Annotated in this window: 19 protein-coding genes and 1 riboswitch; of the genes, 7 read left to right on the plus strand and 12 right to left on the minus strand. The window is 52.4% G+C overall.

Going from position 1 to position 25,600, the window contains the following annotated elements:
* Positions 1–18: 18 nt before the first annotated feature.
* The 5 genes from TERTU_RS10700 to rlmKL all read right to left on the minus strand — a co-directional run bounded on the left by TERTU_RS10700 (position 19) and on the right by rlmKL (position 6,615).
* Positions 19–1,053, minus strand: a complete 1,035-nt coding sequence (locus TERTU_RS10700; protein WP_015818434.1) for a FecCD family ABC transporter permease — start codon at positions 1,051–1,053, stop codon at positions 19–21.
* A complete protein-coding gene (cobO, locus tag TERTU_RS10705; protein ID WP_015818820.1) occupies positions 1,053–1,655 on the minus strand; it encodes a cob(I)yrinic acid a,c-diamide adenosyltransferase in 603 nt (200 codons plus the stop codon). The genes TERTU_RS10700 and cobO overlap by 1 nt, the downstream gene beginning before the upstream one ends.
* A 159-nt stretch (positions 1,656–1,814) precedes the next feature.
* Positions 1,815–1,945, minus strand: a riboswitch (cobalamin riboswitch).
* 34 nt (positions 1,946–1,979) lie between these two features.
* Complete coding sequence (locus TERTU_RS10710; RefSeq protein WP_015818199.1) at positions 1,980–2,396, minus strand: gamma-glutamylcyclotransferase family protein; 417 nt, start codon at positions 2,394–2,396, stop codon at positions 1,980–1,982.
* Complete coding sequence (gene uvrB / locus TERTU_RS10715; RefSeq protein ID WP_015817573.1) at positions 2,393–4,408, minus strand: excinuclease ABC subunit UvrB; 2,016 nt, start codon at positions 4,406–4,408, stop codon at positions 2,393–2,395. Before uvrB ends, TERTU_RS10710 begins: the two co-directional genes overlap by 4 nt.
* Positions 4,405–6,615: a bifunctional 23S rRNA (guanine(2069)-N(7))-methyltransferase RlmK/23S rRNA (guanine(2445)-N(2))-methyltransferase RlmL gene (gene rlmKL / locus TERTU_RS10720; RefSeq protein WP_015818607.1), complete on the minus strand. Its 2,211-nt coding sequence runs from the start codon at positions 6,613–6,615 to the stop codon at positions 4,405–4,407. The genes uvrB and rlmKL overlap by 4 nt, the downstream gene beginning before the upstream one ends.
* A 243-nt stretch (positions 6,616–6,858) precedes the next feature.
* Between rlmKL and rmf the strand changes: the two genes are divergently transcribed.
* Positions 6,859–7,065 (plus strand): ribosome modulation factor, encoded by a 207-nt coding sequence (gene rmf / locus TERTU_RS10725; RefSeq protein ID WP_015820668.1) that lies wholly within the window; start codon positions 6,859–6,861, stop codon positions 7,063–7,065.
* Between the two features lie 169 nt (positions 7,066–7,234).
* Here rmf and TERTU_RS10730 read toward each other — a convergent pair whose 3' ends face one another.
* From TERTU_RS10730 to TERTU_RS10740, 3 genes are all read right to left on the minus strand, one after another.
* Positions 7,235–8,254 carry a quinone-dependent dihydroorotate dehydrogenase gene (locus tag TERTU_RS10730; protein ID WP_015820123.1) on the minus strand — a complete coding sequence of 340 codons (1,020 nt, stop codon included), beginning with the start codon at positions 8,252–8,254 and terminating at the stop codon, positions 7,235–7,237.
* Between the two features lie 92 nt (positions 8,255–8,346).
* Positions 8,347–8,580, minus strand: coding sequence for a DUF2835 domain-containing protein (locus TERTU_RS10735; RefSeq protein WP_018014650.1), 234 nt, complete (start codon positions 8,578–8,580; stop codon positions 8,347–8,349).
* Positions 8,577–13,400: an NAD-glutamate dehydrogenase gene (locus TERTU_RS10740; RefSeq protein ID WP_015818944.1), complete on the minus strand. Its 4,824-nt coding sequence runs from the start codon at positions 13,398–13,400 to the stop codon at positions 8,577–8,579. The genes TERTU_RS10735 and TERTU_RS10740 overlap by 4 nt, the downstream gene beginning before the upstream one ends.
* Positions 13,401–13,722: 322 nt before the next feature.
* On the opposite strand from TERTU_RS10740, the gene TERTU_RS10745 reads away from it, so the two are divergent.
* The 6 genes from TERTU_RS10745 to TERTU_RS10770 are packed head-to-tail and all read left to right on the plus strand — an operon-like array spanning position 13,723 to position 21,007.
* Positions 13,723–14,688 carry an AAA family ATPase gene (locus TERTU_RS10745; protein ID WP_015820663.1) on the plus strand — a complete coding sequence of 322 codons (966 nt, stop codon included), beginning with the start codon at positions 13,723–13,725 and terminating at the stop codon, positions 14,686–14,688.
* A 19-nt stretch (positions 14,689–14,707) separates the two neighbouring features.
* Complete coding sequence (locus TERTU_RS10750) at positions 14,708–15,670, plus strand: DUF58 domain-containing protein (RefSeq protein WP_015820128.1); 963 nt, start codon at positions 14,708–14,710, stop codon at positions 15,668–15,670.
* The gene (locus TERTU_RS10755; RefSeq protein WP_012779319.1) at positions 15,667–16,251 is read left to right on the plus strand and encodes a DUF4381 domain-containing protein; all 585 of its coding nucleotides are present in this window, start codon (positions 15,667–15,669) and stop codon (positions 16,249–16,251) included. Before TERTU_RS10750 ends, TERTU_RS10755 begins: the two co-directional genes overlap by 4 nt.
* Positions 16,238–17,281 (plus strand): vWA domain-containing protein, encoded by a 1,044-nt coding sequence (locus TERTU_RS10760; RefSeq protein WP_015820609.1) that lies wholly within the window; start codon positions 16,238–16,240, stop codon positions 17,279–17,281. Before TERTU_RS10755 ends, TERTU_RS10760 begins: the two co-directional genes overlap by 14 nt.
* A complete protein-coding gene (locus tag TERTU_RS10765; RefSeq protein ID WP_015818423.1) occupies positions 17,278–19,245 on the plus strand; it encodes a VWA domain-containing protein in 1,968 nt (655 codons plus the stop codon). The genes TERTU_RS10760 and TERTU_RS10765 overlap by 4 nt, the downstream gene beginning before the upstream one ends.
* A 10-nt stretch (positions 19,246–19,255) precedes the next feature.
* Positions 19,256–21,007 carry a BatD family protein gene (locus tag TERTU_RS10770; protein WP_041590202.1) on the plus strand — a complete coding sequence of 584 codons (1,752 nt, stop codon included), beginning with the start codon at positions 19,256–19,258 and terminating at the stop codon, positions 21,005–21,007.
* A 143-nt stretch (positions 21,008–21,150) separates the two neighbouring features.
* Here TERTU_RS10770 and csrA read toward each other — a convergent pair whose 3' ends face one another.
* The 4 genes from csrA to pepN all read right to left on the minus strand — a co-directional run bounded on the left by csrA (position 21,151) and on the right by pepN (position 25,599).
* Positions 21,151–21,345, minus strand: coding sequence for a carbon storage regulator CsrA (gene csrA, locus TERTU_RS10775; RefSeq protein ID WP_015819590.1), 195 nt, complete (start codon positions 21,343–21,345; stop codon positions 21,151–21,153).
* Positions 21,346–21,553: 208 nt separating this feature from the next.
* Positions 21,554–22,147, minus strand: coding sequence for a YceI family protein (locus TERTU_RS10785; protein WP_015818263.1), 594 nt, complete (start codon positions 22,145–22,147; stop codon positions 21,554–21,556).
* Positions 22,148–22,260: 113 nt separating this feature from the next.
* A complete protein-coding gene (locus TERTU_RS10790; RefSeq protein ID WP_015818800.1) occupies positions 22,261–22,794 on the minus strand; it encodes a cytochrome b in 534 nt (177 codons plus the stop codon).
* Between the two features lie 135 nt (positions 22,795–22,929).
* Positions 22,930–25,599: an aminopeptidase N gene (gene pepN / locus TERTU_RS10795; protein ID WP_015818923.1), complete on the minus strand. Its 2,670-nt coding sequence runs from the start codon at positions 25,597–25,599 to the stop codon at positions 22,930–22,932.
* Between the last annotated feature and the right edge of the window lies 1 nt (position 25,600).

Raw genomic sequence — 25,600 nt, forward strand, 5'->3', positions numbered from 1 at the left:
CCTCTCATAACCAACCGCTCATAACAGAGCCAGCCGTCTGCGCTGATACAGCATAGAGATAAACACCGGTGCGCCGATAAACGCCGTTACCAGGCCAACAGGCAGTTCGGTGGGAGCAATTAACCAGCGCGCCAGCGCATCAGCCAGTACCAATAGCATGGCGCCGACACAAGCCGTGAGCGGAATCATATAGCGGTGGTTTGGGCCAACCATAATGCGCACGAGATGCGGTACCACCAAACCTATAAACGCTATGGTACCTGCGAGGGCAACCGACAGCCCAACACCCGCAGCCACGCACACCACCACCAGCTTTTTAAGGCGGGTTGCGTCAATACCTAAATGCCGGGCCTCGGATTCGCCCAGCAAAAACACATTGAGCGCATTTTGTTGCCGGTACAGCACCGTAAAGATAATCAGGAATATCACAAGCACGGTGCAGGCACTCAAATAGTTTGCGCCCTCGAGCCCGCCCATACGCCACAAACTAATGCGGCGCAGCATGTCGTTGTCGGCAAAGAATTCCAGCAGGCTGGTGATACTTCCAGCCAGAAAGGTCAACGCAATCCCCACCAACAGCATGGTAGACACACTGGTCCCGGCCGCCGAGGTCGACATTCGGTATACAAACCCCACCACCAGCAGGCTGCCGCAGAATGCACCGGCGGTTACCACCGAAATTCCCATCAAATTAAACGCCGACTGGCTGAACAACACAATTGCAATACTGGCTCCGGCGGCGGCACCGGAACTGATACCGATTAGCGATGGGTCGGCCAGGGGGTTGCGAAACAAGCCCTGCGTAACGGTGCCGGAAATCGCCAGCAACGCGCCGACGCCCAGTGCCAGTAAAATGCGCGGCAGCCGCAACTGCTCAAGAATAAGCTGATGTTGAAAGGCCAAATTGCCCTGAGGCCAGTGCACTAACGCAGACAGCGGTATATCCACCGCGCCGATGGTCAGCGCCAGAATCGCAACAAGCACCACCAGTAATAGTGAAACAGCCAGCAGGCGCCACCAATACCGCTGTAGAAATTGCGCCGAGAACAGCACTAAAAATCGACACCTTTACGGGCTTTAATGCCTGCTTTGAAGGCGTGCTTAATATCTTTGACTTCAGATACCGTATCCATCACATCGCGCAGAGCGCTGCCGCCACCGCGCCCGGTAACCACGACGCTTTGCGCAACGGGTCGCGCAGTGATAGCACTTAATACGGTAGACTCATCAAGATAGTCGTAGGCAAGCATATACGTGAGTTCATCCAGCACGACCAGGTCCAGGCGTTCATCCGCCAACATACGCGCGGCTTCGGCCCAGGTTTTTTCGGCCGCCGCTATATCCCCGCTTCGATCTTGCGTGTTCCAGGTAAACCCGGTGCCCATCTGATAGAAATCCACCTGCGGACACTTTTCGCGCAAATAGATTTCTTCACCAGAAAGCTGTTTGCCTTTAATAAACTGCACCACGCCCACGCTCTGACCATAGCCCAACGCACGCATCACCATCCCGAAGGCGGAACTGGATTTGCCCTTGCCATTACCGGTCAGCAGCACCGCAACACCGCGCTCTTCATCCGCACGCGCGATATTCGCATCGACTTTAGCTTTTTGTTTTGCCATCGCCTCTGCGTGACGTTCGTCTTTTGTACTCATATTAACTGGGTGCTCACAAATCTGGGGCCGGAGAAAAATCCGATGGGAACAGCACAGGCACACAGCCTGGTTAGCGGGAGGAGAAAAGGAAATTTGCAGGATGGCCCTAAAACATTCCTGAAAGGCAGCCCTCCGCGCCTTTACTGAACTCATGTGGGAGTATCGAAGCGGTTTCAGGCTGGTATCGGGCTTAGTGTGACGACGGGCGTAACACTTTACCGTTGCGGGGGCAGCGCTGGCTTTCCAGCTTCCCATTTATCACCGGAGTGACCTGAAATCCTGGGGGACTGTAGGCACCAGTAACGCAAAAGTCAACGGTTGCGACTAGCGGATGCGTTCATACCCGTCGTAGAGGTTATTAAAACGCTGCATGCCCTCGGCTTCGAACAACGCCATATCCCAAGGCGTTTCGAGGGCATACTGGCGACCGTAGGCATTGGCCAAATAGACCATGCCTTGCACCACGCTGCCATCGGTGAGAACAACATCCACGCTGATGCGGTCGTAAAAGTCGCCTTCAAAGGCGTCAAGTCGCGCCAGGTCATCCGGGGTGATATTGCGATAGAGCACGCCCTCAACCACCGACGAGGTGCCCGCTGGCACCAGCATAGGATAGGGTTCGTCGCGCACACCAACACGCTCATAGCCGTAAATTGTTGCTGCGTTATGTTCGTAGTGATATTGAACAATTCGCTGCCACACTGGGGGATACATTAATGAGCCATAGGTGAAAACGTTCATGCGCCCTCCTTGAGTTCGTGGATTTTGTCGCGTATCGCTGCTGCTTTTTCGAATTCCAGATTTTTCGCGGCTTCAAGCATGTCTTTTTCAAGATCGGCGATGTGATGCCACACATCTTTCCCTGCCGGTACGTCAGTTGCGTAGCTGGCGGCCTTCTCGGCAACTTTCCGCTTGCTGCCAGGGCGCGCGCCCGGTGCCCGTGCACCTTCCATGATATCGGCAATGCTTTTAACGATACCTTTCGGGGTGATGCCATTCGCTTCGTTAAAGGCGATTTGTTTCTCGCGCCGACGGTTGGTTTCGTCCATGGCACGCTGCATGGAACCCGTGATGTTATCTGCGTAGAGAATAGCACGGCCTTTCACATTTCGCGCGGCGCGGCCAATGGTCTGGATCAGAGAGCGGTCTGACCGCAGGAAGCCTTCCTTGTCTGCGTCGAAAATCGCGACCAAGGAGACCTCCGGCATATCCAGGCCTTCCCGCAGAAGGTTAATACCGACCAGTACGTCAAACTCACCCAGTCGCAGATCGCGGATAATTTCCACCCGTTCAACGGTATCGATATCCGAGTGCAGATAGCGCACCCGCACACCGTGCTCCATCAAAAATTCAGTGAGGTCTTCTGCCATGCGCTTGGTCAGCACGGTAATCAGCACGCGATCTTTGGCTTTAACACGCTTGCGGATTTCTGACAGACAATCATCCACCTGAGTGCCCGCCGGACGAACTTCGATTTCCGGGTCCACCAATCCGGTTGGGCGCACGACCTGCTCCACGATTTGCCCCTGGTGCTCGGCTTCATAGTTGCCGGGTGTCGCCGATACAAAAACCATTTGCGGCGCTAGCTGTTCCCATTCATCGAACCGCATAGGGCGATTATCCAATGCCGACGGCAAACGGAAACCGTACTCCACCAATGTTTCTTTCCGCGACCGGTCGCCTTTGTACATACCTCCAATCTGCGGCACAGTTACGTGCGATTCATCAATCACCAGCAGCGAGTTTTTGGGTAAATAGTCAAACAGCGTGGGAGGCGGCATTCCGGCAGCGCGGCCAGAGAGATAGCGCGAGTAGTTTTCGATACCGTTGCAATAACCCAGCTCGCGCATCATCTCCATATCGTATTTGGTGCGTTGCTCAAGGCGTTGCGCTTCCACCAGTTTATCCATACCGCGAAACTGCTCGAGCCGTTCCTGCATTTCCTCTTCGATAAAATCCACTGCATTCAAAATAGTCTGTCGCGGCGTGACATAGTGAGATTTTGGATAGATAGTGCAGCGCGGCAGGCGGGCAAGAATTTCCCCTGTTAACGGGTCGAACGACGAGATCTGTTCCACTTCATCGTCAAACAATTCAATACGCACGGCTTCTATTTCTGAGTCTGCAGGAAACACGTCAATAATTTCACCGCGCACCCGATAGGTTCCGCGGCCAAAATCAATGTCGTTGCGGGTGTACTGCAACTCCGCCAAGCGCCGCAATATTGCGCGCTGATCTATCTGATCGCCACGCGATAAGTGCAGCATCATTTTCAAATAGGCATCAGGATCACCCAAACCATATATGGCAGACACCGTCGCGACGATAAGCGCATCGTCACGCTCCATCAGCGCTTTGGTCGCCGACAGGCGCATTTGTTCAATGTGTTCGTTGACCGATGCGTCCTTATCAATAAAGGTATCGGAAGATGGCACATAGGCTTCCGGCTGATAGTAATCGTAATAGGATACGAAATACTCGACAGCGTTATCCGGGAAGAACTCTTTAAACTCGCCATAAAGCTGCGCTGCCAACGTTTTGTTGTGGGCCATAATCATGGTTGGCCGCTGCAGTTTTTCTACCAGATTCGCAATCGTAAAGGTTTTACCCGAGCCGGTTACCCCAAGTAGCGTCTGGTGGGCCAAGCCGGCTTCCACACCTTGATACAGTTTTTCAATCGCCGCGGGTTGATCGCCTGCTGGCTTGAACTTTGAATTGACTTTAAAGGGTTTTGCCAACTTGGTTAAACTCATGCTTGGCGTATCTCCCAGCATTGATGAATTTTGGGGTTGTGTTGAAAATCCGGGTCTAGGGTTTGCGCGCTAATGTTGGTCACCCGGTAGCGGCTCAACGCATTTTCATCCAATTTGAAACTGCGTAAATTATTCGAAAAATACAAACAACCACCCGGGTTGAGCAAGTCCATACAGCGCTCAATCAGCGCCGCGTGATCCCTCTGTACATCCAATACGCCTTCCATTTTTTTAGAATTGGAAAAGCTGGGTGGGTCCAGCATGATCAGGTCGAAGCCCTGCCTGCAGTTTTTCAGCCAATCCATGCAGTTGGCCCGCACCAGCATATGCTGCGACTGATGAATATTGTTGAGGGCGAAATTATCTTTCGCCCAATCCAAATAGGTGTTGGACATATCCACACTCACCGAGGATTTCGCACCAGCAAGCGCAGCATGTACTGTTGCCGTTGCGGTGTAGCAAAACAAATTTAAAAATTGCTTGCCCTTAGCTTGTTCAGCAATGCGTAAACGCAACGGACGATGATCGAGAAACAACCCGGAATCGAGATAATCGGTAAGATTAACCTGTAAATCGGCATTCCCCTCCCGCACCACGCCCTGCTCAGAGCGATTTCCACCCAGTTTTTCGTATTGCTGCTTGCCGCGATTCCGCACCCGCTGCTTGGTAATCAAGTGCTCGTCGTCCAGCTCATAGGCGTGCGCACAGGCAAGCAAAATTTCTTCAAAGCGGGCCTGGGCTTTTTCGGCGTCCACGGTTTTTGGGGCTGCATATTCCTGAACGTGCAACTTTAACCTGCCGTCCGTAAACTGATAGACATCAATGGCGGCTGAATATTCCGGCATGTCCGCATCATAGACGCGATAACACTGAATATTTTCTCGCATGACCCATTTGTCCAGTTTTTTGCGGTTTTTCAGCAGCCGGTTAAATACCATTTCCGCGCCCGCACTCAGCGGGCATTCACGCAAGTTCAACACAGTTTTATTTGTCGCAGGGGTGGCCGCATCAACTTTTACCTGCTCACCCTCACTGCGCAATTCGTACAGTAAAAGCTCGCTGGCGATTGCGCCGTTAAACAACTGATACTTTTTCGCTGCCCACAACCCCACGGCTTTACCCAGCTCCCTGTTGCCGGTGAACACGGCGAGAGTCCATCCCGGCAGCTCCTGTTTTGCTACGGCGCCAAGTGTTTGGTAGGTGTATTTCAGTGCTTCTATTTCACCCAAACGCTCGCCATAGGGCGGATTACACAGCATCAGGCCATTGCTCAACTCCGCATGGGTCGGCTTTTTGAAATCAGCAACGGATTTTTCGCTGACGCGGATAAAATCATCCAAACCGGCTGCGCAAATATTTTTGCGCGCATTGCCCAGTACCCGAGGGTCCTGATCATAACCGCGAATTTCGCCGGTTCCCGCGGCCAGTCCGCTGGCGAGTTGCTGCTCGGCATCGTCAACCAATGGCTGCCAAAGGCTTTGGTCGTGCTGCGCCCAGCGCAAAAAACCAAACCCCAGCCCACCTCGTCTGGCTCGCAAAAGGCCCGGCGCCATACCTGTCGCGATCATCGCCCCTTCAATCAGAAATGTGCCTGAGCCACACATAGGGTCGAGTAGCGCCAGTCTCTCACTTGCCATTTGCAACCAGCCCGCACGCATTAAAATGGCGGCGGCCAGATTTTCTTTAAGGGGCGCACCGCCCTGACCCAAGCGATAGCCACGCCGGTGCAGGCTTTCTCCGGACAAGTCGAGACTAATGTGGATTTCGTTTTTCGCCAGTCTCGCATTTATCCGCAAATCGGGATTTTGCTTTGCAACGTTCGGTCGCTCACCGCGCACTTCTTTGATCCGATCGACAATCGCATCTTTGACCGTCTGCGCACCAAACTGTGTGTGGCGAATGGCTTTGTTGGAACCCAAAAAGTCCACAATTAAAGTGGCGGCTTCAGGAAAATGTGACTCCCACAGAATAGCTTTTGCCGCCCGATAGAGGTCCTCTGCGCTGTTCACCGACGCTTTTCCCAAAGGCAAAAGGACCTTGTTGGCGAGCCGGGACCACAAACAAACTTTGTAAGCAAGTTCCAGTCCGCCAGAGAAGTAGACGCCGGCCACAGTGGCCCGAACCTGATCGGCACCGAGATCGGTAATCTCTTGATTTAAAAGGTTTTCCAGCCCTTTTGGGCAGGTAGCAAAATATTGAGAGGTCATAATTTTTGTGTGGGGTTTTATGCAAAAGAGCGATATAGAATTAACTGGCTATAAATTTAAATTCGTTCACATTTAAATTAGCCTTTGGGACACTGGTTGTCCGCCTCGCGATTTTTACAGCTTAGCGCAACGCTAACTGACGTGTGGCGGCGACAGGAAACGATCCATTTTATTGGAACGGACTCTTTAGTTCACGCAATTCATGAAGAATATGCTCATAACCAAAAAAGAGGTACTTCCCGAATGAAACGCCAGAAAAAAAATTCCTCCCAACGTGCATTTTCCCGAGGCTACCAGGCAGGTGTTACAGGTCGCTCGCGCAGTCTCTGCCCGCATGTTACCGGTGATACCAGGCATGACTGGCTTACCGGCTGGCGCGAAGGACGAGAAGACCATTGGAATGGTTTCAATACTCTGGCGCAAGCCCAGAAGATTCAAACATTTTTTTAGCCCGGCACAGGTGGCCGGGATAAAGCCTAAAACCCTTTCCGTACCACCAACAATCAAGGACACTGCGCAACAACCGAACCGCAGCCTTTGAAGGACCAGCAAAACCTACCGGTAACCTGTGTGCCGGCCAATAACGACCTGTATCTCAGGTCTACCCCGAAAGAGGCCGCTAGCTAAGCGCAGCAACTGCGCTTGCGGCCTCTGACACCAGCGCAGGGCCGCGGTAAATAAAGCCAGAGTACAATTGTACGAGAGACGCGCCAGCTCGGATTTTTTCTTCTGCGTCTGCACCCGTCATAATACCCCCTACCCCGATTATCGGCATCGCACCTTGCATGTGTTCAGCGAGTACACGAATAACGTGGGTGGATTTTTCAGCAACTGGGCGGCCACTCAGCCCTCCCATTTCCTCTTTGTGGGGCGAGTGCGGGACTTCGTCACGGGACACAGTTGTATTGGTTGCAATCACTGCTTCATACTGATTTGAAACAAGCGCGTCTGCCACGCCTTTAATTTCGTCATCCGTCATATCCGGTGCGATCTTAACCGCAATGGGAACCCGCTTGCCGGTCGCTTCGTGAAGTAGCGCCTGACGACGTTTTATGCCTTGCAATAAATGGCTAAGATTTTCACCAAACTGCAAATTCCGTAGCCCGGGCGTATTGGGGGAAGAAATATTGATGGCAATGTAGTCTGCGCTCTCATAAACGGCGTCCATGCATTTTTCGTAATCGCTAAGCGCCTGCTCTTCTGGTGTGGCCTTATTTTTCCCGATGTTTATCCCCAGCACGCCACGATAGCGACGCCTGGCAACGGCAGCCACCAAATGCGCTACACCCTTATTATTAAACCCCATGCGATTGATGATGCCCTCTTCTTCGATCAGGCGAAACAAGCGCGGCTGCGGGTTTCCAGGTTGCGGCAAGGGGGTAACGGTGCCCACTTCAACAGAACCAAAACCCAATTGGCCCAGCGCATTAAAGTAATCCGCGTTTTTATCCAGCCCGGCAGCAAGCCCCACGGCGTTGGGAAACCGCAACCCCATAACTTCTACAGGGTCTGAAACCGGCGTCGCGACAAACGGCTTGAGCAACTGCAACCGCTCCGCGGCGCCCAGACAATCCAGTGACAACTCGTGCGCGGTTTCCGGGTCGAGCGAGAAAAGCAGTTTGCGTGCAAATGCGTACATGGTGGCAGGCTCCTTAAATTTTCGCGAAGCATACAGAAAACGCCGTCAGCGATAAAGCCGACTGGCGTTTGAGGTTGATTTAGGGCTTGTTTTTAGCGCAATTTACGTTCGATGCTGCGGAATCGGTTTGCCTCATCAAACGTTATTATGAAGGCGCCACTGACGCCTTCGCGGGTTACAAATCGCTGCAGAATACGGGCGGGAAACCGGATACGTCGCCCGTCTACTGCACGAGCAACAACATCATTCGCCCTCCCCTGGTACATTTTCAGATATTCGTCAGCATTAATGGTGAGCTGTATTTCTACCTGATTTGCCAATATCACACCCAATGTTCGGTCACGTCTACCAAATCACCCAATTCGCGCAGCGCGACCGCAAACATGGCGTAATCCGTACCCGGCGACGCCTGCACTTCGGTAATCATTTGCTTCCAGCGCACGATCAACGACGCATTATCGCCAAGCCATTGCTCAAATAAGCCTGCGGCTCCCGACTTATCCTGGGCGTTAACCATAGCAACCGTTAAACGGCGCAACGCAGTTTCGAGATCATCGAGATAGGTTTCCCGCGCAATAGCCTGCCAGTAGGTATCCACCTTAATTTCGGAAAGCTGCGATGCGAACCAGTTTAAATCGAGCTTGTCGAGCAAGTCGAAAAACATATCGGTAACCGGGCGAATATCTTTACCCGCCATCCGCGCCGATTCCACCACACCGAGGCCGGAGAACAGGTTATCTGGCATTGCCAGGCGCAGCGCCCAAACACCTGGTAGCGCCAACTCTTCGAATCGCTTACTGCGGGCAAGCCATTCCTCGCGAGCGCTTCCCTCAATCGCTTCTGCGGAGGCCGCGTAGACCGCATCCAGGCTCTCTTTAAAAAAGGCCACATCCGCTTCGGGGCTGAGGTCCTGCCGGCGGTTGCGCAAAAACCAGCGCGTTCCACGCCTTACCCGGCGAATCATGTTGGATGTAAGCTCCGCCTGAAATTCCGCCGAAACTTTGTTATCCAGGGACTTGATATAATCCTGAAACTCTTCAAATTCGAACACATCCCGTGAGACCACATAGGCCCGTGCGATCTGATCACTGCGCGCGCCAGTAGTTTCCAGCAAACGATGACCAACGGTAATACCCAGGTTATTGATCAAGTCGTTCGCCAGTTGAGTGCCTACAATTTCCTTTTTCAGGCGGTGACGATACAGCTCTTCCGGGAATTTATGGACAATAGTCTGCGGAAACGCAGATTCTATGGCGCGGGCGATATAAGGGTCTTCGGCAAGATCAGAATCGGTCAACTCCTCTTTCAGCATCACTTTGGCATAGGAAATCAACACCGACAATTCCGGACGGGTAAGTACCTTGCCGTGCGCCTGGCGTTCGGCGATTTGGTCATCAGTGGGAATAAACTCGAGCGAGCGATCCAGCCGGCCGCGATTCTCCAGGAAGGTAATAAACCGGCGGTATTCATTGTCGCGGGTAGCCGCATGAAACTGCGCAATACTCAGCGCCTGCGTTTGACGGTAGTTATTTTGCAACACCAGCTCAGCCACATCGTCTGTCATTTCCACCAATAACGCATTGCGTTGCTTGGCTGTGAGGTCTCCCGCCGCCACCATTTCATCCAGCAGAATCTTGATATTGACCTCGTGGTCCGAGCAATCCACACCGGCCGCATTGTCGATAAAATCGGTATTACAGGCTCCGCCAGAAAGTGCGTATTCGACCCGCCCCAATTGCGTCATGCCCAGATTGCCACCTTCGCCAAACACCTGGCAGCGCAACTCCAATCCGTTAACGCGCACGGCATCATTGGCTTTATCGCCCACATCGGTGTGAGTTTCGATGCTCGCCTTTACATAGGTTCCAATACCACCGTTCCAAATCAGATCAACCGGCGCTTTAAGTAACGCGTTAATCAATTGGGTGGGCGTCAGCTTGTCTGCGGTAATCGCAAATACTTCTCGCATTTGCGGCGAAATAGCAATGTATTTGTCTGCGCGGGAGAATACCCCGCCGCCCGCTGAGATAAGTGATTTATCGAAATCTTCCCAGGTGATACCCGGCGTTTGAAAAAGTCGCTGGCGTTCAGTAAAGGTCGCTGCGGCATTTGGCGTTGGATCGATAAAAATATGCATATGATTAAATGCCGCGGTAAGGCAGATATGCTCCGATAGCAGCATGCCGTTACCAAACACATCGCCAGCCATATCGCCAATGCCGATTACGCTGAAATCCTCCTTCTGTATATCGATACCTTTTTCGCGAAAATGACGCTGCACCGATACCCAGGCACCCCGCGCGGTAATCCCCATGCCTTTATGGTCATAACCCTGGCTACCGCCGGACGCAAAAGCATCCCCCAGCCAATGGCTATATTCTATGGAAATCGCGTTGGCAATATCGGAAAAGGTCGCAGTGCCTTTATCGGCGGCAACCACCAGGTAGGGGTCGTCTTCATCGTGGCGTATGACTTCCGGTGGCGGAATAACTTCCCCCGCAACAAAGTTATCGGTTAAGTCCAGCAAACCGCGAATAAAAGTTTTGTAACAGGCAATACCCTCATCCAGAACGGCCTTTCGCCCGCCGGTTTTGGGTGGATTTTTACTCACAAAACCGCCTTTGGCTCCGGTGGGGACAATCACCGCATTTTTTACCTGCTGGGCTTTCACCAGGCCCAACACTTCGGTGCGATAATCCTGTAAGCGGTCCGACCAGCGCAGGCCACCGCGTGCCACTTTGCCACCACGTAAATGCACACCTTCAACACGTGGGGAATACACATAAATTTCGAACAGTGGGCGCGGCTCGGGAATATCCGGAATTGTGCGCGGGCTAAACTTGAACGAAATATAATCGCGGTTCGCGCGGAAATAGTTGGTGCGCAAGGTGCCATCTATCAACTGCAAGTAGTGGCGCAGCACCAGGTCCTCATTCAGATTAGGCACAGCATCCAGCGCGTCCAGCACTTTTTTCTTCAACCGCTCACCCCGCTCCTTGGATTTATTATCGCGGTTCAGGCGCGGATCAAAGCGCGATTTAAAAATAGCGACGAGATCGCGGGTGATATCGAGATAACGCAGCAGGGTGTCGGCGACAAATGCCTGATCAGACGAAAAACCGACCTGTTTCATATAGCCTGCGTAAGCCCGCAACACACAGACTTCGCGCCAGTTCAAACGCGCCGCTAGCACTAACTTATTGAAGGGATCGCTCTCGGCCTGGCCTCTCCAAATAGCTTCGAACGCGTCTTCGAACAGGAGTTTGGCGCTGCTGATATCCGGGTTCACAGGCAAACCGAGCACCAGTTGGAAATCGTGCAGCCACACGCCTTTACCGTTTTTTTGGAAGATCTGATAAGGATGCTCACCGATTACCCGCAGCCCCAGATTTTCCAGTAATGGAATCACATCCGATAGTACCAGCGGTTCATTTAAATGCAGAATACGAAAGCGAATGGCAGTTTCATCGGCGCCGAACGGCCGATAAAAATTCATCGCTATATCCTGTTCGTTCTTTAGCTCTTCAATGAGTTTGATGTCCTGCACGGCAAAGCGAGCATCAAAATATTCCTGGTAACTGGGCGTAAACCCGTTTTTAAATGCATTGAAATACGCTGTTCCTTTCGCCTCGCCGTACTCTTCGTAAAGCGAACTACGCAGGTGATCCGTCCAATTACGGGTGACCTCAGCGATGCTGTCTTCCAGTTCAGCCAGGTTCAATTCGCGCTTTACACTGGGGTCGATACGAAATACGAATTGCGCACGCACCAGGTTGGATTCCGAAAAAAACGTATTGAAATCGAAATCGTTAGAACCCAGTGCTTCACCGAGAATATCCTGAATGCGCTGACGCGATGCCGAGGTGTACACATCGCGCGGCACGAACACGTTGCAAGTGACAAAATTGCCAAACGGATCTGCGCGAGCAATCAGCTTCACCAGGTGGCGTTCATTCAAATTGGCAATCGCCAGAATATTGTTTTCCAGCGTGGCAGTATCGGTGAGCATCAGCTCAGTGCGTGGATAGTTTTCGATGGTGCGGAACAGGTTTTTGCCATCGTGACTGTTCGGGTCCAATCCGGAATTTTCTACTATGCTGTTCACTTTCAAGCGCAAAATGGGTATATCGAACGGCGATTGGGAGAATACTTCATAGGTGAACAATCCCAAAAAGCGCACTTCACCCAGGGCATTACCTTGCGCATCCAGTTTTTTCACCACCACGTAATCCGGGTAGACCGCGCGATGCACGGAACTGTGGGTGGCCGCTTTGGAAAAACAGACGATATCCGAACCCTCGTAAAAATTGCGAATTCCGTCGCTGAATTGCGCCTCCGGCACACGGGTGTTTTCGGCCTTGATGCCACGGAAAACCCCCATCCGCGCATCCGCATTTTCCTCAAGAACACGCCCGTCGGCTTGGTCGATCAGGTTGTAATCACGAAAACCGAGAAACACAAAGTGGCGATGCCGTAACCAGCTCAAAAAGGCCACAATTTCCGCCGTGCTTTCGCCCATTTGGCTAATACTGCCTTGCGCTTCATCCAGACGCGCGAGTATCGAATCGTGGTCATCCACCACTGCGCTCACATCAGCCAGTACTTTTTGCAGCTCGCGCTTGATCCGCACCAACTCATCGCTGGCCGGATGAAGGCTGATCTCCAGATAAATAAGTGCCTCGCGGCTGATATTTTTTTCCTTGCTTGGCTTAGCACCGCCCTGCTCGACACTGAACTCCCCCCCGCGTTTAACATTGAGAACACGGCTTTTGATGATGTAGATAGGAATTTCTTTTTTGTTGAACAGCACGCGGATGGAATCGACTAAAAACGGCATATCCCGCTGCAGTATCACGACGATGGTGCGCCCCGACTGCCACCCGTGTTCCGAAAGAGAGGGGTTGTACACCTCGACCACGGGCTTGCGGGCGCTGTTTTTTAAGGTCATAAACAGGCCGTAACACAGCCCAAACAGGTCGCCAATCTGGCGCCCCACCCAATCCTCAAGCGGGAAACGCGCGAGGTAAACCTGGGCAAATTTTAGAAACCCCGGGTCAGTCTCTTTTTGCTTGTTCTGCTCGACCCATTTGTCAAAAACGGTTAAAAAATGCTCACGATCATTCACATGTGGCTGAGAAATTTCCACGACAACAATCCTCTATTTTTCTGACATTACGCTGCGACATCTAACACGAATATTGCGTTCGGCTCGTTGAAGTCTCCGGCGGCGCCCCTACATAAACTGCCTGTTGCTGGCTGCAGCAAAATGAATGGAACCAGCGTGATCGTTGCGGGGAACCTGGGGCGCTCGACACGGTCAATAGGCGGGCTTACGCGACTCCCACACAATAATAGTGCGAGCAGGCCACAAGCGTTGTTTCAATTCAAAGCTCAATTAACGTATAGTTTAAAAACTCTTATAAAACAATGAGTTTTGTCGCTTATTTAAGAATATGGTGTAGTTAATTATGTCTACAAAAACCGCTCTGCAGGGGTTACGAAACTGGCTGGATTCTCAGATTGTGGGGCAGCCGCATCTCACCGATCGTTTATTAACCGCACTCATCGCCGATGGCCATTTACTTGTAGAAGGGGCGCCGGGCCTGGCCAAAACGAAAGCGATTAAAACATTGTCTGAGGGCATTGAAGGTGATTTCCATCGCATTCAGTTTACCCCAGACCTGCTGCCTTCCGACGTGACCGGCACCGACATCTACCGCCCGGAAAACGGCACCTTTGAATTTCAGGCCGGCCCCATTTTCCACAATCTGGTTTTGGCGGACGAAATCAACCGAGCGCCAGCCAAAGTGCAGTCCGCGCTGCTGGAAGCGATGGCAGAGCGCCAGATCAGTGTCGGCCGCTCCACCTACAAGTTACCGCCACTGTTTTTAGTGATGGCGACCCAGAACCCCATTGAGCAGGAAGGCACCTACCCGCTGCCTGAAGCCCAGCTGGACCGGTTTTTGATGCATGTAAGAGTGGATTTCCCCGATGCAACTGCCGAGAAAGAAATTCTGCGCTTGAGCCGCCTGGAGGCGAGCGCCGTCGCGCAAAAACCAGCGATTTCCGACGTGGTCACCCAGGAGGCAATATTCGCTGCGCGCGCAGAGGCCCTCGCGACCCACATGGCCGATCCGGTTGAGGAATATATCGTTCAGCTGACTGATGCAACGCGCAACCCGGCAAAATATGGCGACGATCTGGCCAAATGGCTGGAGTTTGGCGTAAGTCCGCGAGCAACCATCAGCCTGGATCGTTGCTCACGTGCACACGCGTTCATGCAGGGGAAAGACTATGTCAGCCCGGACGACGTGCAAGCGGTTGTCCACGACGTTTTTCGCCACCGCCTGATTTTAACGTTTGAAGCGGAGGCCAGTGGGCAAACACCGGACGGTATCATCGATGAGCTGGTACAACGGGTAGCCGTGGTTTAACCACCCCGAGGCAACCAGCATGGCAAATCAACATACCAACGGCCAGGGCGCCGGTGCTTACGTCTCTGTAGACGATCTGTTACAGCTGCGCTACTTAAGTCGCGACTTAACGCTTGAGAACCGCAAAAAAAGTTCGGCGGCGGGTGATGGCGATTCGCGCACCCATTTTCGCGGGCGCGGTATGGAGTTCGCTGAAGTTCGCCCCTACCAGCCCGGCGACGACATCCGCAACATCGACTGGCGAGTGACTGCACGCACGACGGAGACCTTCACCAAGCTGTTTCAAGAGGAGCGCGAACGGCCGGTTTTTATCGTGGTCGACCAGCGCTCGCCCATGTTCTTCGGCTCGGTGAATGTCTTTAAATCTGTATACGCCGCGCAGATTGCGGGCGTAATCGCATGGGTGGCAATGCAGAATAATGATCGAATTGGCGCTCTTTTATTTGCCGACGACCAGCAAAAAGATCTGCGCGCTCGTCGCGGCAAGCACGCCGTGTTGGCGTTGCTCAATCAGCTTCAGGAATTTAATCATCGCCTCAGCAGCCCACAACCTCGCGCGGGCACAACTCAATCGTACGAAATTTTCACCGACATACGCCGCGTCGCCAAACCAGGTAGCGCGGTGTTTGTGATCTCCGATTGTCATGATTTTGATGAATCCTGCGAGAAGCCGCTCGCGCAATTGGCCAGACATACAGACGTCACCTTGTTTCAGGTGTTTGATCCGCTGGAAACCGCCCTGCCCACCGCCAGCCAGTTGACAGTGTCCAATGGCGAAGACCGCTTGGGAATCACGCCCTCGAGCCAGTTCCGGCAAGCGTTTGCGAGTCAATTTCACGCACACCAAGAATTAGTACAAACCAGCTGCCGCAATAGCGGCACCCGGTTTATTCGCGCGAATATAGGTACACAGGTAGACATATTGATGCGCGACATTTTCGTTGGTCGGCGCAGCCGGTCTACGCCGGGAGGTCATGCGTGAATCCAACAAACTTACCCGCGGCAGCGCAACAACCCGCTGCAGCGAACCCCGCCGAGCAACTGTTAGCCCAGCTCCAAGGGCCCGCACTACCGGACCCAATTGGCATTTGGCCTCTGGCACCTGGCTGGTGGATATTGTTAGTGCTGGTTATTGCGCTGATCAGTGGCATCATTGTGTTTTCCGTGCGTCACCGTCGCGCAACGGCCTATCGCCGCACAGCCTTGCGCGAACTTGCCCGCATTGAACAATCGCTGTCCGGGCGAGAGCAATTATTCGCTGTGATGGCGCTGCTCAAGCGCACCTGTTTCACCGCTTACCCCCAGCAGCGCAACGAGATTGCGAGCCTGCACGGTTTAGCCTGGCTTCAGCGATTAGAGCAAAACTGTGCGCTGACCAAACTGAGTTCGAGCGAGCGAGAAGCGTTCGCCTACTGCTTTAGCGGCGAAATATACCGGGACGAGCCGCCGCACGCTGACGTAGTCTCCGGCGCAACGCACGTAGCGCGATTCTGGATTGCCCACCATCGGCGCAAGCCCGCACAACAGACCACCGGGGAGGCAAGCGCGCATGTTTCAGTTTGAATGGCTCTGGGCATGGGCATTTCTGCCGCTTCCGCTGCTGGTCTATTTCCTGTTGCCGCAAGTCGAGCGCCAAGAAGCCGCCCTGAAAGTGCCGTTTTTCAGCCAGGTTCGCAATCTACAACACCAGGCGACGGGTACTCCAGCACAACAGCACAAAATCAGCGCCGGGTGGCTCGCCTTAATCTGGGTACTTTTAGTTGCCGCATCGGCGCGCCCTCAATGGGTCGGTGAACCTGTCACCCTGCCCGCAACCGGTCGCGACCTGTTGCTCGCTGTGGATATTTCCGGAAGTATGAAAACGCCAGACATGGTGGTGCAGGACAAACAAATCGCGCGCATCTTAGTTGTGAAATACGTGGTCAACGAGTTTATTGAACGCCGTGAGAGCGACCGTCTGGGCTTGATTTTGTTCGGCAGCCAGGCGTACCTGCAAGCACCATTAACTTTTGACCGCAAAACCGTAAGCACCCTGTTAGACGAAGCACAACTGGGCTTCGCGGGTGAGCAAACCGCGATCGGCGATGCCGTAGGCCTGGCAATAAAACGCCTGCGCGAGCGGCCTGCATCGCAACGGGTATTGATTCTGCTAACCGATGGCGCCAATACCGCGGGCGAAGTTGCTCCGCGCCAGGCCGCTGACCTTGCCAAGCAGGCAGGGATAAAAATATACACAGTTGGGGTTGGTGCCGACCAGATGGAACAACGCATGGGGCTGTTCGGCGGGTTCAGCCGCACAGTCAACCCGTCCAGCGACCTGGACGAAGATACCCTGCGCTACATGGCAGAAACCACTGGCGGACTGTATTTCCGCGCGCGCAATCCACAGGAGTTGCAGGCGATCTATGAGGAGTTGGACAAACTGGAGCCCATTGAACAAGACGGTGAAATTTTGCGACCGATCTCAGCCCTGTTTATGTGGCCGCTGTTAGCCGCGATTTTACTAAGCGCAGTTTATGCGGTTTGGCGGCTTTACGCGCTAGGCACCCGCTTCACCTCTGGCACCTCAGGATCACTCGAGGGCACCCGATGACTGACCTTCTGACCCAATTTCATTTTTTACGGCCGCTGTGGCTGTTAATGCTGATTCCACTCGTTATGCTGGCGTTGGTCGCACTGCAGCGACAGGCGAGCGCCAGTCACTGGCAGTCGCATATTGCGCCGCACCTGCTGCCGTTTCTCGTCGATGGCAAATCGGTAAAATTGAGCCGCCTACCGGTGTATGGCTTACTCATAGCCTGGCTGCTGGCCACTTTCGCCGCCGCCGGGCCTGCTTGGCAAAAGCTACCACAACCGGTTGTTAAAGAGTCTTCTGCGCTAGTGATAGCATGGGATTTATCACCGTCTATGGCAGCGCAAGATGTTAAGCCGTCGCGTCTGGTGCGGGCGCGCCTTAAACTGATTGATTTGCTGAAACAGCGTAAAGAAGGGCTTACCGCGTTAATCGCCTACAGTGGTGAAGCCCACGTAGTGACTCCCCTCACCGACGACACCGACACAATCATCAGCCTTCTTTATGGGCTTGACCCAGCAATCATGCCGGCCAAGGGCAGCAATGCTGAAATGGCGCTAACCCTTGCCAATCAACTCCTTAAAGAAGGCGCGAACGGCCGCGGCGATATTGTGTTTCTCACCGATGGCATCGCCCCCACAGCACAAGACGCATTTGCTGAAATTCACGATACCGCGCCCCACCCCATCAGCTTTTGGGGGATAGGTACGGCGCAGGGCGCACCCATTCCCCTCGCTGGCGGCGGCTTCGCCTACGATCGCGACCGCAATATGGTAATCGCCAGCCTTGACGAACAGGCGATGAGTGACCTGGCAGCCAAAGTCGGTGGCTTATACGTGCCCTTCTCCGCAACCGACGCAGACCTCAAAACCCTGTCAGCGTTCGCGTTTGGCGATCACCGCAAGGATGAGACACAGCAAACGGAGCGACTCTTCGACCAATGGTACGAACACGGTCCCTACCTGCTGTTGCTCCTGTTGCCTTTAGCTGCCCTCGCCTTTCGACGCGGCCTGCTGCTGTGCCTTCCCCTGTGTTTTGTCTTCAGCCCGAATGCCGACGCCTTGGAATGGCAGGACTTGTGGCAAACCAAAGATCAGCAAGCCCAGGCCATGGTGAACCAGGACCCGGCTGCCGCAGCGCAGACATTCAATGACGAGAAGTGGCGTGGCATCGCCAACTATAAAGCCGGTGATTACGAAGCCGCATTAAAAGATTTCTCCGGCGATTCCGCCAGCGACTACTACAACCGGGGTAATGCCTTAGCACAACTCAGAAAATACGAGGAAGCCATTAAAAGCTTTGAGCAGGCGCAAAAGCTGCAGCCAGAAAATGATGCCATCACACAGAATCTCGCAATCGCCAAACAGCTGAAGGACCTGCAGGAACAACAACAGCAGCAGCAAAATAACGAAGGCGAAAGCGACGATTCACAGCAGGATAAGAGCGACAGCGAAGATCAACAAAGCCAGGATGGTGGCAAGGACCAGCAGAGTCAACAGGAACAAAATCAAGATAAATCGAGCCAACAGAACGCCCAGAACGGCGGCGATACTCAGCAGCAGTCGTCTGAGGAGCAAGGCAGCTCAAGCGCTCAACAGAGTGAACTCTCGCAAGAGCAGCAACAAGCGCTGCGAGATACCTATGGTAAAGACGCTTCTGACGAGCAGCAAAAGCAAGAGCAGCAGCAGGCACAAAACCAAGATGCTGAAAAACTGGATGCGGAACAACAACTGGCAGGGCAACCGCAAGAGCAAAATCAGCCGCAGGATGATGAAGACAGTCCGGCGAACTCTGTAGTGATGCGGCAGACCGAACAACAAACCGAAGAACAGCAGGCGCTTGAGCAATGGCTGCGCAAAGTTCCGGATGACCCAAGCGGTTTAATGCGTAACAAATTTAATTATGAATATCGCGCCCGTAAACGCGAAATGCGGGAAAACGGTTGGCGGCAGCCAGACGGCTCCCACGCAGACGAACGCTGGTAAGACTCCACTTATGAAATTATATCGATCCATGCTTATTCAAAAAACCGTCGCTATTGTATTGGCTCTTGCAGCCTTATCCTGCGGCGCAATATCTGCGCACGCGCAAACACTTACAGCATCTGTAGACCGCACAACAATTGGTGAAGATGAAACCCTGAACCTATCGGTGCGCTACAACGGTTCCAGCAACACACGCGGCCAACCGGACTTCGCCAATTTAAGTAGCCAGTTTGAAATTTTAAATCAGAGCCAAAGTAACCGAATGAACAGCTACAACGGCCGGGTAGAATCCTACACAGAGTGGCAAATGATTCTAGCTCCGCGCACAACCGGCAGTCTGCTCATTCCAGCTTTTGAATTTCAGGGTGCACGCAGTACTCCAATCAAAGTAACGGTATCCGACGCGCAACCGGTCGCACCTGGAAATGTTAAAGAAGTATTTATCGAAACCAGTATCGATAAAGAGGCAGCTTACGTTCAGGAGCAGGTTATTCTGCGGTACAAGTTCTACTATTCCGTCAATATTGATGAACTGGCGAAAGAAGACCTCACATTTGACAATGTGCTTATTGAACCGCTCGAAGAAACCCGCTACGGCAAAACGATCAACGGCAAGCCCTTTCAGGTCGTGGAATTTGGTTACGCCCTTTTCCCCCAGGCCAGCGGCGTGCTGGAAATTCCCGAACAAACCTGGAATGCGCGAATATCACGTTCGCCAAGGCGCAGCGTGTTTGACTTTAATGGTGGTCGCTACGAGTTAAAACGACTTAAAACCGCAGCTAAAACGATCAACATTAAAGAAAAGCCAGCCAGCTTTCCAGCAGGTGCTACCTGGCTACCCTCAAGCGCACTCACTCTGGCAGAAAGCTGGGCCAGCGATCCATCACAGTTTAAAGTGGGCGAGCCCATTACCCGTACCCTGAATTTACAGGCGAACGGGCTCATATCTTCCCAGCTACCTGAAATTAATACCGAGGCGCGAGATCCTCGCTTAAAAATTTACCCGGATCAGCCCAAGCTCAACGATAAGCTCGATACAGACGGCGCGATTGCCCAGCGGATAGAAACCTCGGCGGTTGTGGTTAATGAAGGTGGTGAGATCGGCGTGCCTGGAGTGCGCATTCCATGGTGGAACACGGTTACTGATGAACTCGAGTACGCTGAAATTCCAGACCGAAAATTCTGGGTCGCAGCGGGAGAAAAAAGCAAGCAACGGCCTATTGTTCCAGCACCACCGGCTGCGGCTGAACAAAACAACACCCAACAGCTGTCAACGCCGAGTAAAACGCCTAGCGGCGTTTCCGGGGCGCCTTCGTGGCTATACCTGCTCGTCGCGGTGTTAATACTGACGAACGGAGTCTCTTTATTGTTGTGGCTGCGAGCTTCCAGGCAGCAAACTAATACCGTAACCAGCAAAGACAACCAGCGTGCTGGTACAGATAGTGAAAAATCGCTTCTAAACGCATTTAAAAACGCCTGCGAGCAAGGTGATGAAGCTAAAATAAGGCGTTCGGCTTTGGCTTGGGCGCAAGCGTTTTGGGGTAAGCACACAATCACAAGCCTGAGCGATATAGCCCGCAAAGGGACAGACAGTGATTTAAAGACACAGTGTCTGGCGCTGGATGCGAGCCTGTTCCGCAAGGATGACGCCAGCGGATTCGACCCCACGGCGTTTTATCGCGCAGTGCAACAGGTGCGGGATAGTTACCGTGTAAACAAGTCGCAAAACACCGACGAGCTCGCTCCACTTTACCACGGATAGCCATTCCCAACGGGCACAAAAAAAGCCGCTGTTTGCACCAAGGGGTCAACAGCGGCTTTTTTAATGATGCGCTCAGTATGGAGTTTTATACGCAAAGATTCACATCATAATTATGTATTCGCGCGAGTTATTCACCTTCAACCTTACTCACCTTCAACCAGAGTCGCAGCAGGTACTTCCTGCGCTATACGGTTGTAAATTTCCTCTCGGTGCACGCTAACATGTTTCGGCGCGTTGATGCCGAGGCGAACCTGATTACCACGAACAGCGAGAACTGTTACAGTCACTTCGTCGCCAATTTTAATTGTTTCATCTTTTTTACGCGTTAAAATCAACATAGCTGACTCCTTTTCTTGATATTAACTCTTTAAAAAAAGGGAAAACCTGGTTTATCTCGAATTGCTTATGCAGAACACGGTTTTCACGCCTGCCAATCTTGATTAGTACCACAAATGGTTTTTCTTTTTTGCCAGTCCATAAAATAGCAAGCTTTAAACAAAAAATGGCCCTAAACAGGGCCATAAATTGTAAAATTTCGTGAGCGGACTATTTTCGAATACCTTCAACCGAAATCATCAATTCTACTTGCGCAGAATCTGGGCCCAATTTGGAAGCCATGTCCAGGCCGAAGTCCTTAGGTGTAATGACTGCTCGCCCCTCAAAGCCCTGGCGGTAGCCGCCCCAAGGGTCTTTACCACCACCAATGTGCTCTACATCAATGGTAATAGGCTTGGTTACACCCAAAAAGGTTAAATTGCCTGTGAGCTTAGCAGTGTCTTCACCGGTTTTTTCGTACTTGGTACTAGTAAACGTGGCGGTTTTATATTTGTCGAAGTTTAAATATTTTTCTGCAGATAAATGGTTGTCGCGTTCTGAGTGATTCGTATCCAGGCTGGTCATATCAACTTTCATTGAAATACTGCTGGCTTCCGGCTTTTTCGGGTCGTAGCTGAATTCACCAGAAAAATCGTTGAAACGCCCATAAAGCCAGCTGTAGCCCAAATGCTTGACACGGAATTGTACAAACGCATGCGCACCTTTGGTATCGACTACATAATCGTCTGCCTGGACCATTGGAGCCGCAGACAGGCCGAAGGCCAACACAGCGGGAGCAAGCTTAACAGCGAGAGATTTAAACATGGAAAACTCCTGTTCCTTTGAGGTTAGTCGTACACATTCTAAGGGCTGCACGCAGCCCGCGTGGAGCAATTTCTTGTCGAGACAGATCGAATTATTTGATCAGTTTGTTCAAGCTATCGGCCAATCATTCGCCTAAGTGTACGATCCTTGTCGATAACATGGTGTTTGATCGCCGCCAGCGCGTGCAGTACTGCAACGCCAATAATTGAGTAAGCCGTCAACTCATGTACTTCTTCAGCGATATCTTCGAGACCATCCACACCGGTAATCATTGCGGGAATTGAAATCCCGCCCAATAAGTCAAGGCTCTGCCCTTTCGCGGTGGTAATAAGATATCCACTGAAAAACATCGAAAGAATTGCTGCATAAAGAAACCAGTGTACGAGGTGCGCAATGCCAATCTCCCACGGCTTGTGCGTTGGCAAAGCTCGGGGCACTCCCGTCGCGAAGCGCCAGCCAAGGCGAACCAGGGTCAGTACGATAAGCGCGACACCGATAGTTTTATGCCACAGAGGCGCAGTGCGATACAGCGGGTCATAATACGACAGGCCTGTCATCCAAACCCCAAGCACAAACAACCCAATTACCGTGAGAGCGCTCAACCAGTGAAATACCCTCTGCGCTGCGTTATAACTTGTTTCCGTCATCGTTTTTTACCCCACTCCTACCTTTAGCAGAACGCCAAAAAACTACGCTTGAGCACTATGCTCTTGTGCAGATAAAACAATCTCCAAGCCCCTAGGACCTGCGTAACACGATCAGGCTAAGCCCGAGAGAATAGCCTACAAACTCTTACTAACGATTTCGTAGACGTCCTTAGAAAGTTTTTCCACACGGCTGATTTTTTCAAGTGCGTTGCGCATCACGCCCTGACGTTGTTCATCGTGCTTTTTCCACTGCGTGAGCGGCGCTACCAGACGAGCGGCAATTTGTGGATTACGTGCATCTACCGCGATGACCTGGTCCGCGAAAAATTCGTAACCCGCACCGCTGCGTGCGTGAAAGCCGATGGGATTGCCATTGGCGAATGTTCCCAAAACCGCGCGCAGCTTATTGGGGTTGTTTTTATCAAATGCAGGGTGTTTCAAAAGTGAGCTAACAGAAGCTAGCGCATCCGCTGCTGGGCGGCTTGCCTGCACAGCCAGCCATTTATTCATTACTAAACTATCCGCTTTCCACTTCTGGTAAAACGCTTCCAGGTAAGGAGCCACATCGCCAATAAACGGGTTTGTGTTATGCACGAGAATACGTAATGCAGACAGTTCGTCCGTCATATTATTTGCATGATGCAATTGGGCTTTACACAGTTCGACACCGGCTTCATCGGCGGCAAACACCAGTGCGTCCAGGCACAGATTTTTCAGGTAACGACGCGCAATAGCTGCGGCATCCACAGAAAACTCCGTCGTCGCGTCGGCCAATTTCACATAGAGCGTACGATATTTTTCTTTTAGCGCGGCGGCCAGCTTCCGCTTAACCCGGTTACGGGCAAAATGAATACCTTCTACATCAATCGGTGTTTTGAGCTCTGCCAGATAACCTTCGCTAGGCAAACTTAACATGTAAGCCAATAGGTGAAGATCTGCTTCCGTGTTACCCGTCACGGCTGAAATGGCTTCGTCAAGCAATGCACTGTGCGCATCAATAATACGCGAGTCGACAGTCGGTGCAGGGCTCTCCGCCATTTCTGCAAGCACCCGGTGAATAACGCTAATTGCCATTTGCTGGCTCGCATCCCAGCGGCAGAAGCCGTCTTCATCCAGCGTAATAATGCGCTGCAAATCGTCGAGGCTGTAGTTGTACTGATATTTAACCGGCGCAGAAAAATTGCGGAACAGCGACGGCACTGGCTCTTCAGCTACCTGTGTAAATAAAAACTGCTGCTCTGCTTCCGTTACCTCCAACACGCGGTGGGTAGGCTTTTCGGCATCGAGATCGTCACCGAGGTACAACGGCAATGCGCCATTCGCGCCCAGCAGCCCCATTGCCAAGGGGATCAGGTATGGCTTTTTATCCTTGCACTCGGGTGTTGGACGGCAGTGCTGTTTAACCGTGAGCTTATAGGTTTGTGCTGACGGGTCGTATTCCCCTTTAAGCGCCACCTCTGGTGTGCCAGCCTGCTGATACCAGTTCATAAACTGGCTAAAATCCCGACCGGAGACCTCGGCCATCGCAGAGACGAATTCCTTGATGGTTACAGCCTGACCATCGTGCCGCGAAAAGTAGAGATCACTCCCCTTACGAAACGCCTCTGCACCAAGCAGCTGGTGGATCATGCGCACAACCTCGGCGCCTTTTTCATAGACAGTGAGGGTGTAGAAGTTGGAGATTTCTATGTAAGACGGCGGCTGAACCGGATGCGCCATCGGGCCGGAATCTTCCGCGAATTGATTGGTACGCATCACCTTCACGTCTTCAATACGCTTGACCGTACGCGAATTCATGTCGGCAGAAAATTCTGCATCGCGAAATACTGTAAAACCTTCTTTCAAACTCAATTGAAACCAGTCGCGACAGGTAACCCGGTTACCACTCCAGTTGTGAAAGTATTCGTGAGCGACAATTGCCTCTACCGAGAGGAAGTTGTCATCCGTGGTCGATACCTGATTGGCGAGCACACAGCTGCTGTTAAAAATGTTCAGGCCTTTATTTTCCATCGCGCCCATATTGAAATCGTCAACAGCAACAATCATGAATATATCTAGATCATATTCACGACCATACACCTCTTCATCCCACTTCATGGATTTTTTCAGTGCGGCCATAGCGTAGTCGCACTTGTGGATATCTTTTTGTTCCACAAAGATTCGCAGTACTACACTTCTGCCTGAAACGGTGGTAAATGTGTCATCCAGACTCACCAAATCGCCGGCCACCAAGGCGAACAGGTAACAGGGCTTTTTGTGAGGATCGTGCCACTTAACCTGGTGTCGATTATCTGGCAGTTCGTTCTGTTCGATCAGGTTTCCGTTGGAAAGTAGCACGGGATACTTGCCTTTGTCCGCGACGATTTCAGTGAAAAATTCACTCATCACGTCCGGTCGATCGAGGTAATACGTGATGCGGCGAAAGCCCTCCGCTTCACACTGGGTGCAAAACATTTTTTGCGATCGGTAGAGCCCTTCGAGGGCGGTATTTTCCTGAGGCTTGATCCGCGTGGTACAGCTGAGCACAAACGTATCTGGCAACTCGGCGATCGACAGAGATTCAGCATCGACTGTGTATTGCGCAGACGTCAGCGGCACGTCGTTTACCGCAACCGAGACTAATTCAAGATCCTGGCCATCCAACACGAGCGGCCCGGCGGCACCAGCGTCGCGCTGCATATGTAACTGGGAGTGCACCAGAGCGTGATCTTCAAACAGTTCAAAACTGAGTTCTGTGCGTGAAATTATAAAGCTTGGGGCTTTATAGTCTTGCAGAAAAATGGCGCTCGGTTGTGCGTCTTTCATG

Source organism: Teredinibacter turnerae T7901, from assembly GCF_000023025.1.
Lineage (GTDB): Bacteria > Pseudomonadota > Gammaproteobacteria > Pseudomonadales > Cellvibrionaceae > Teredinibacter > Teredinibacter turnerae_B.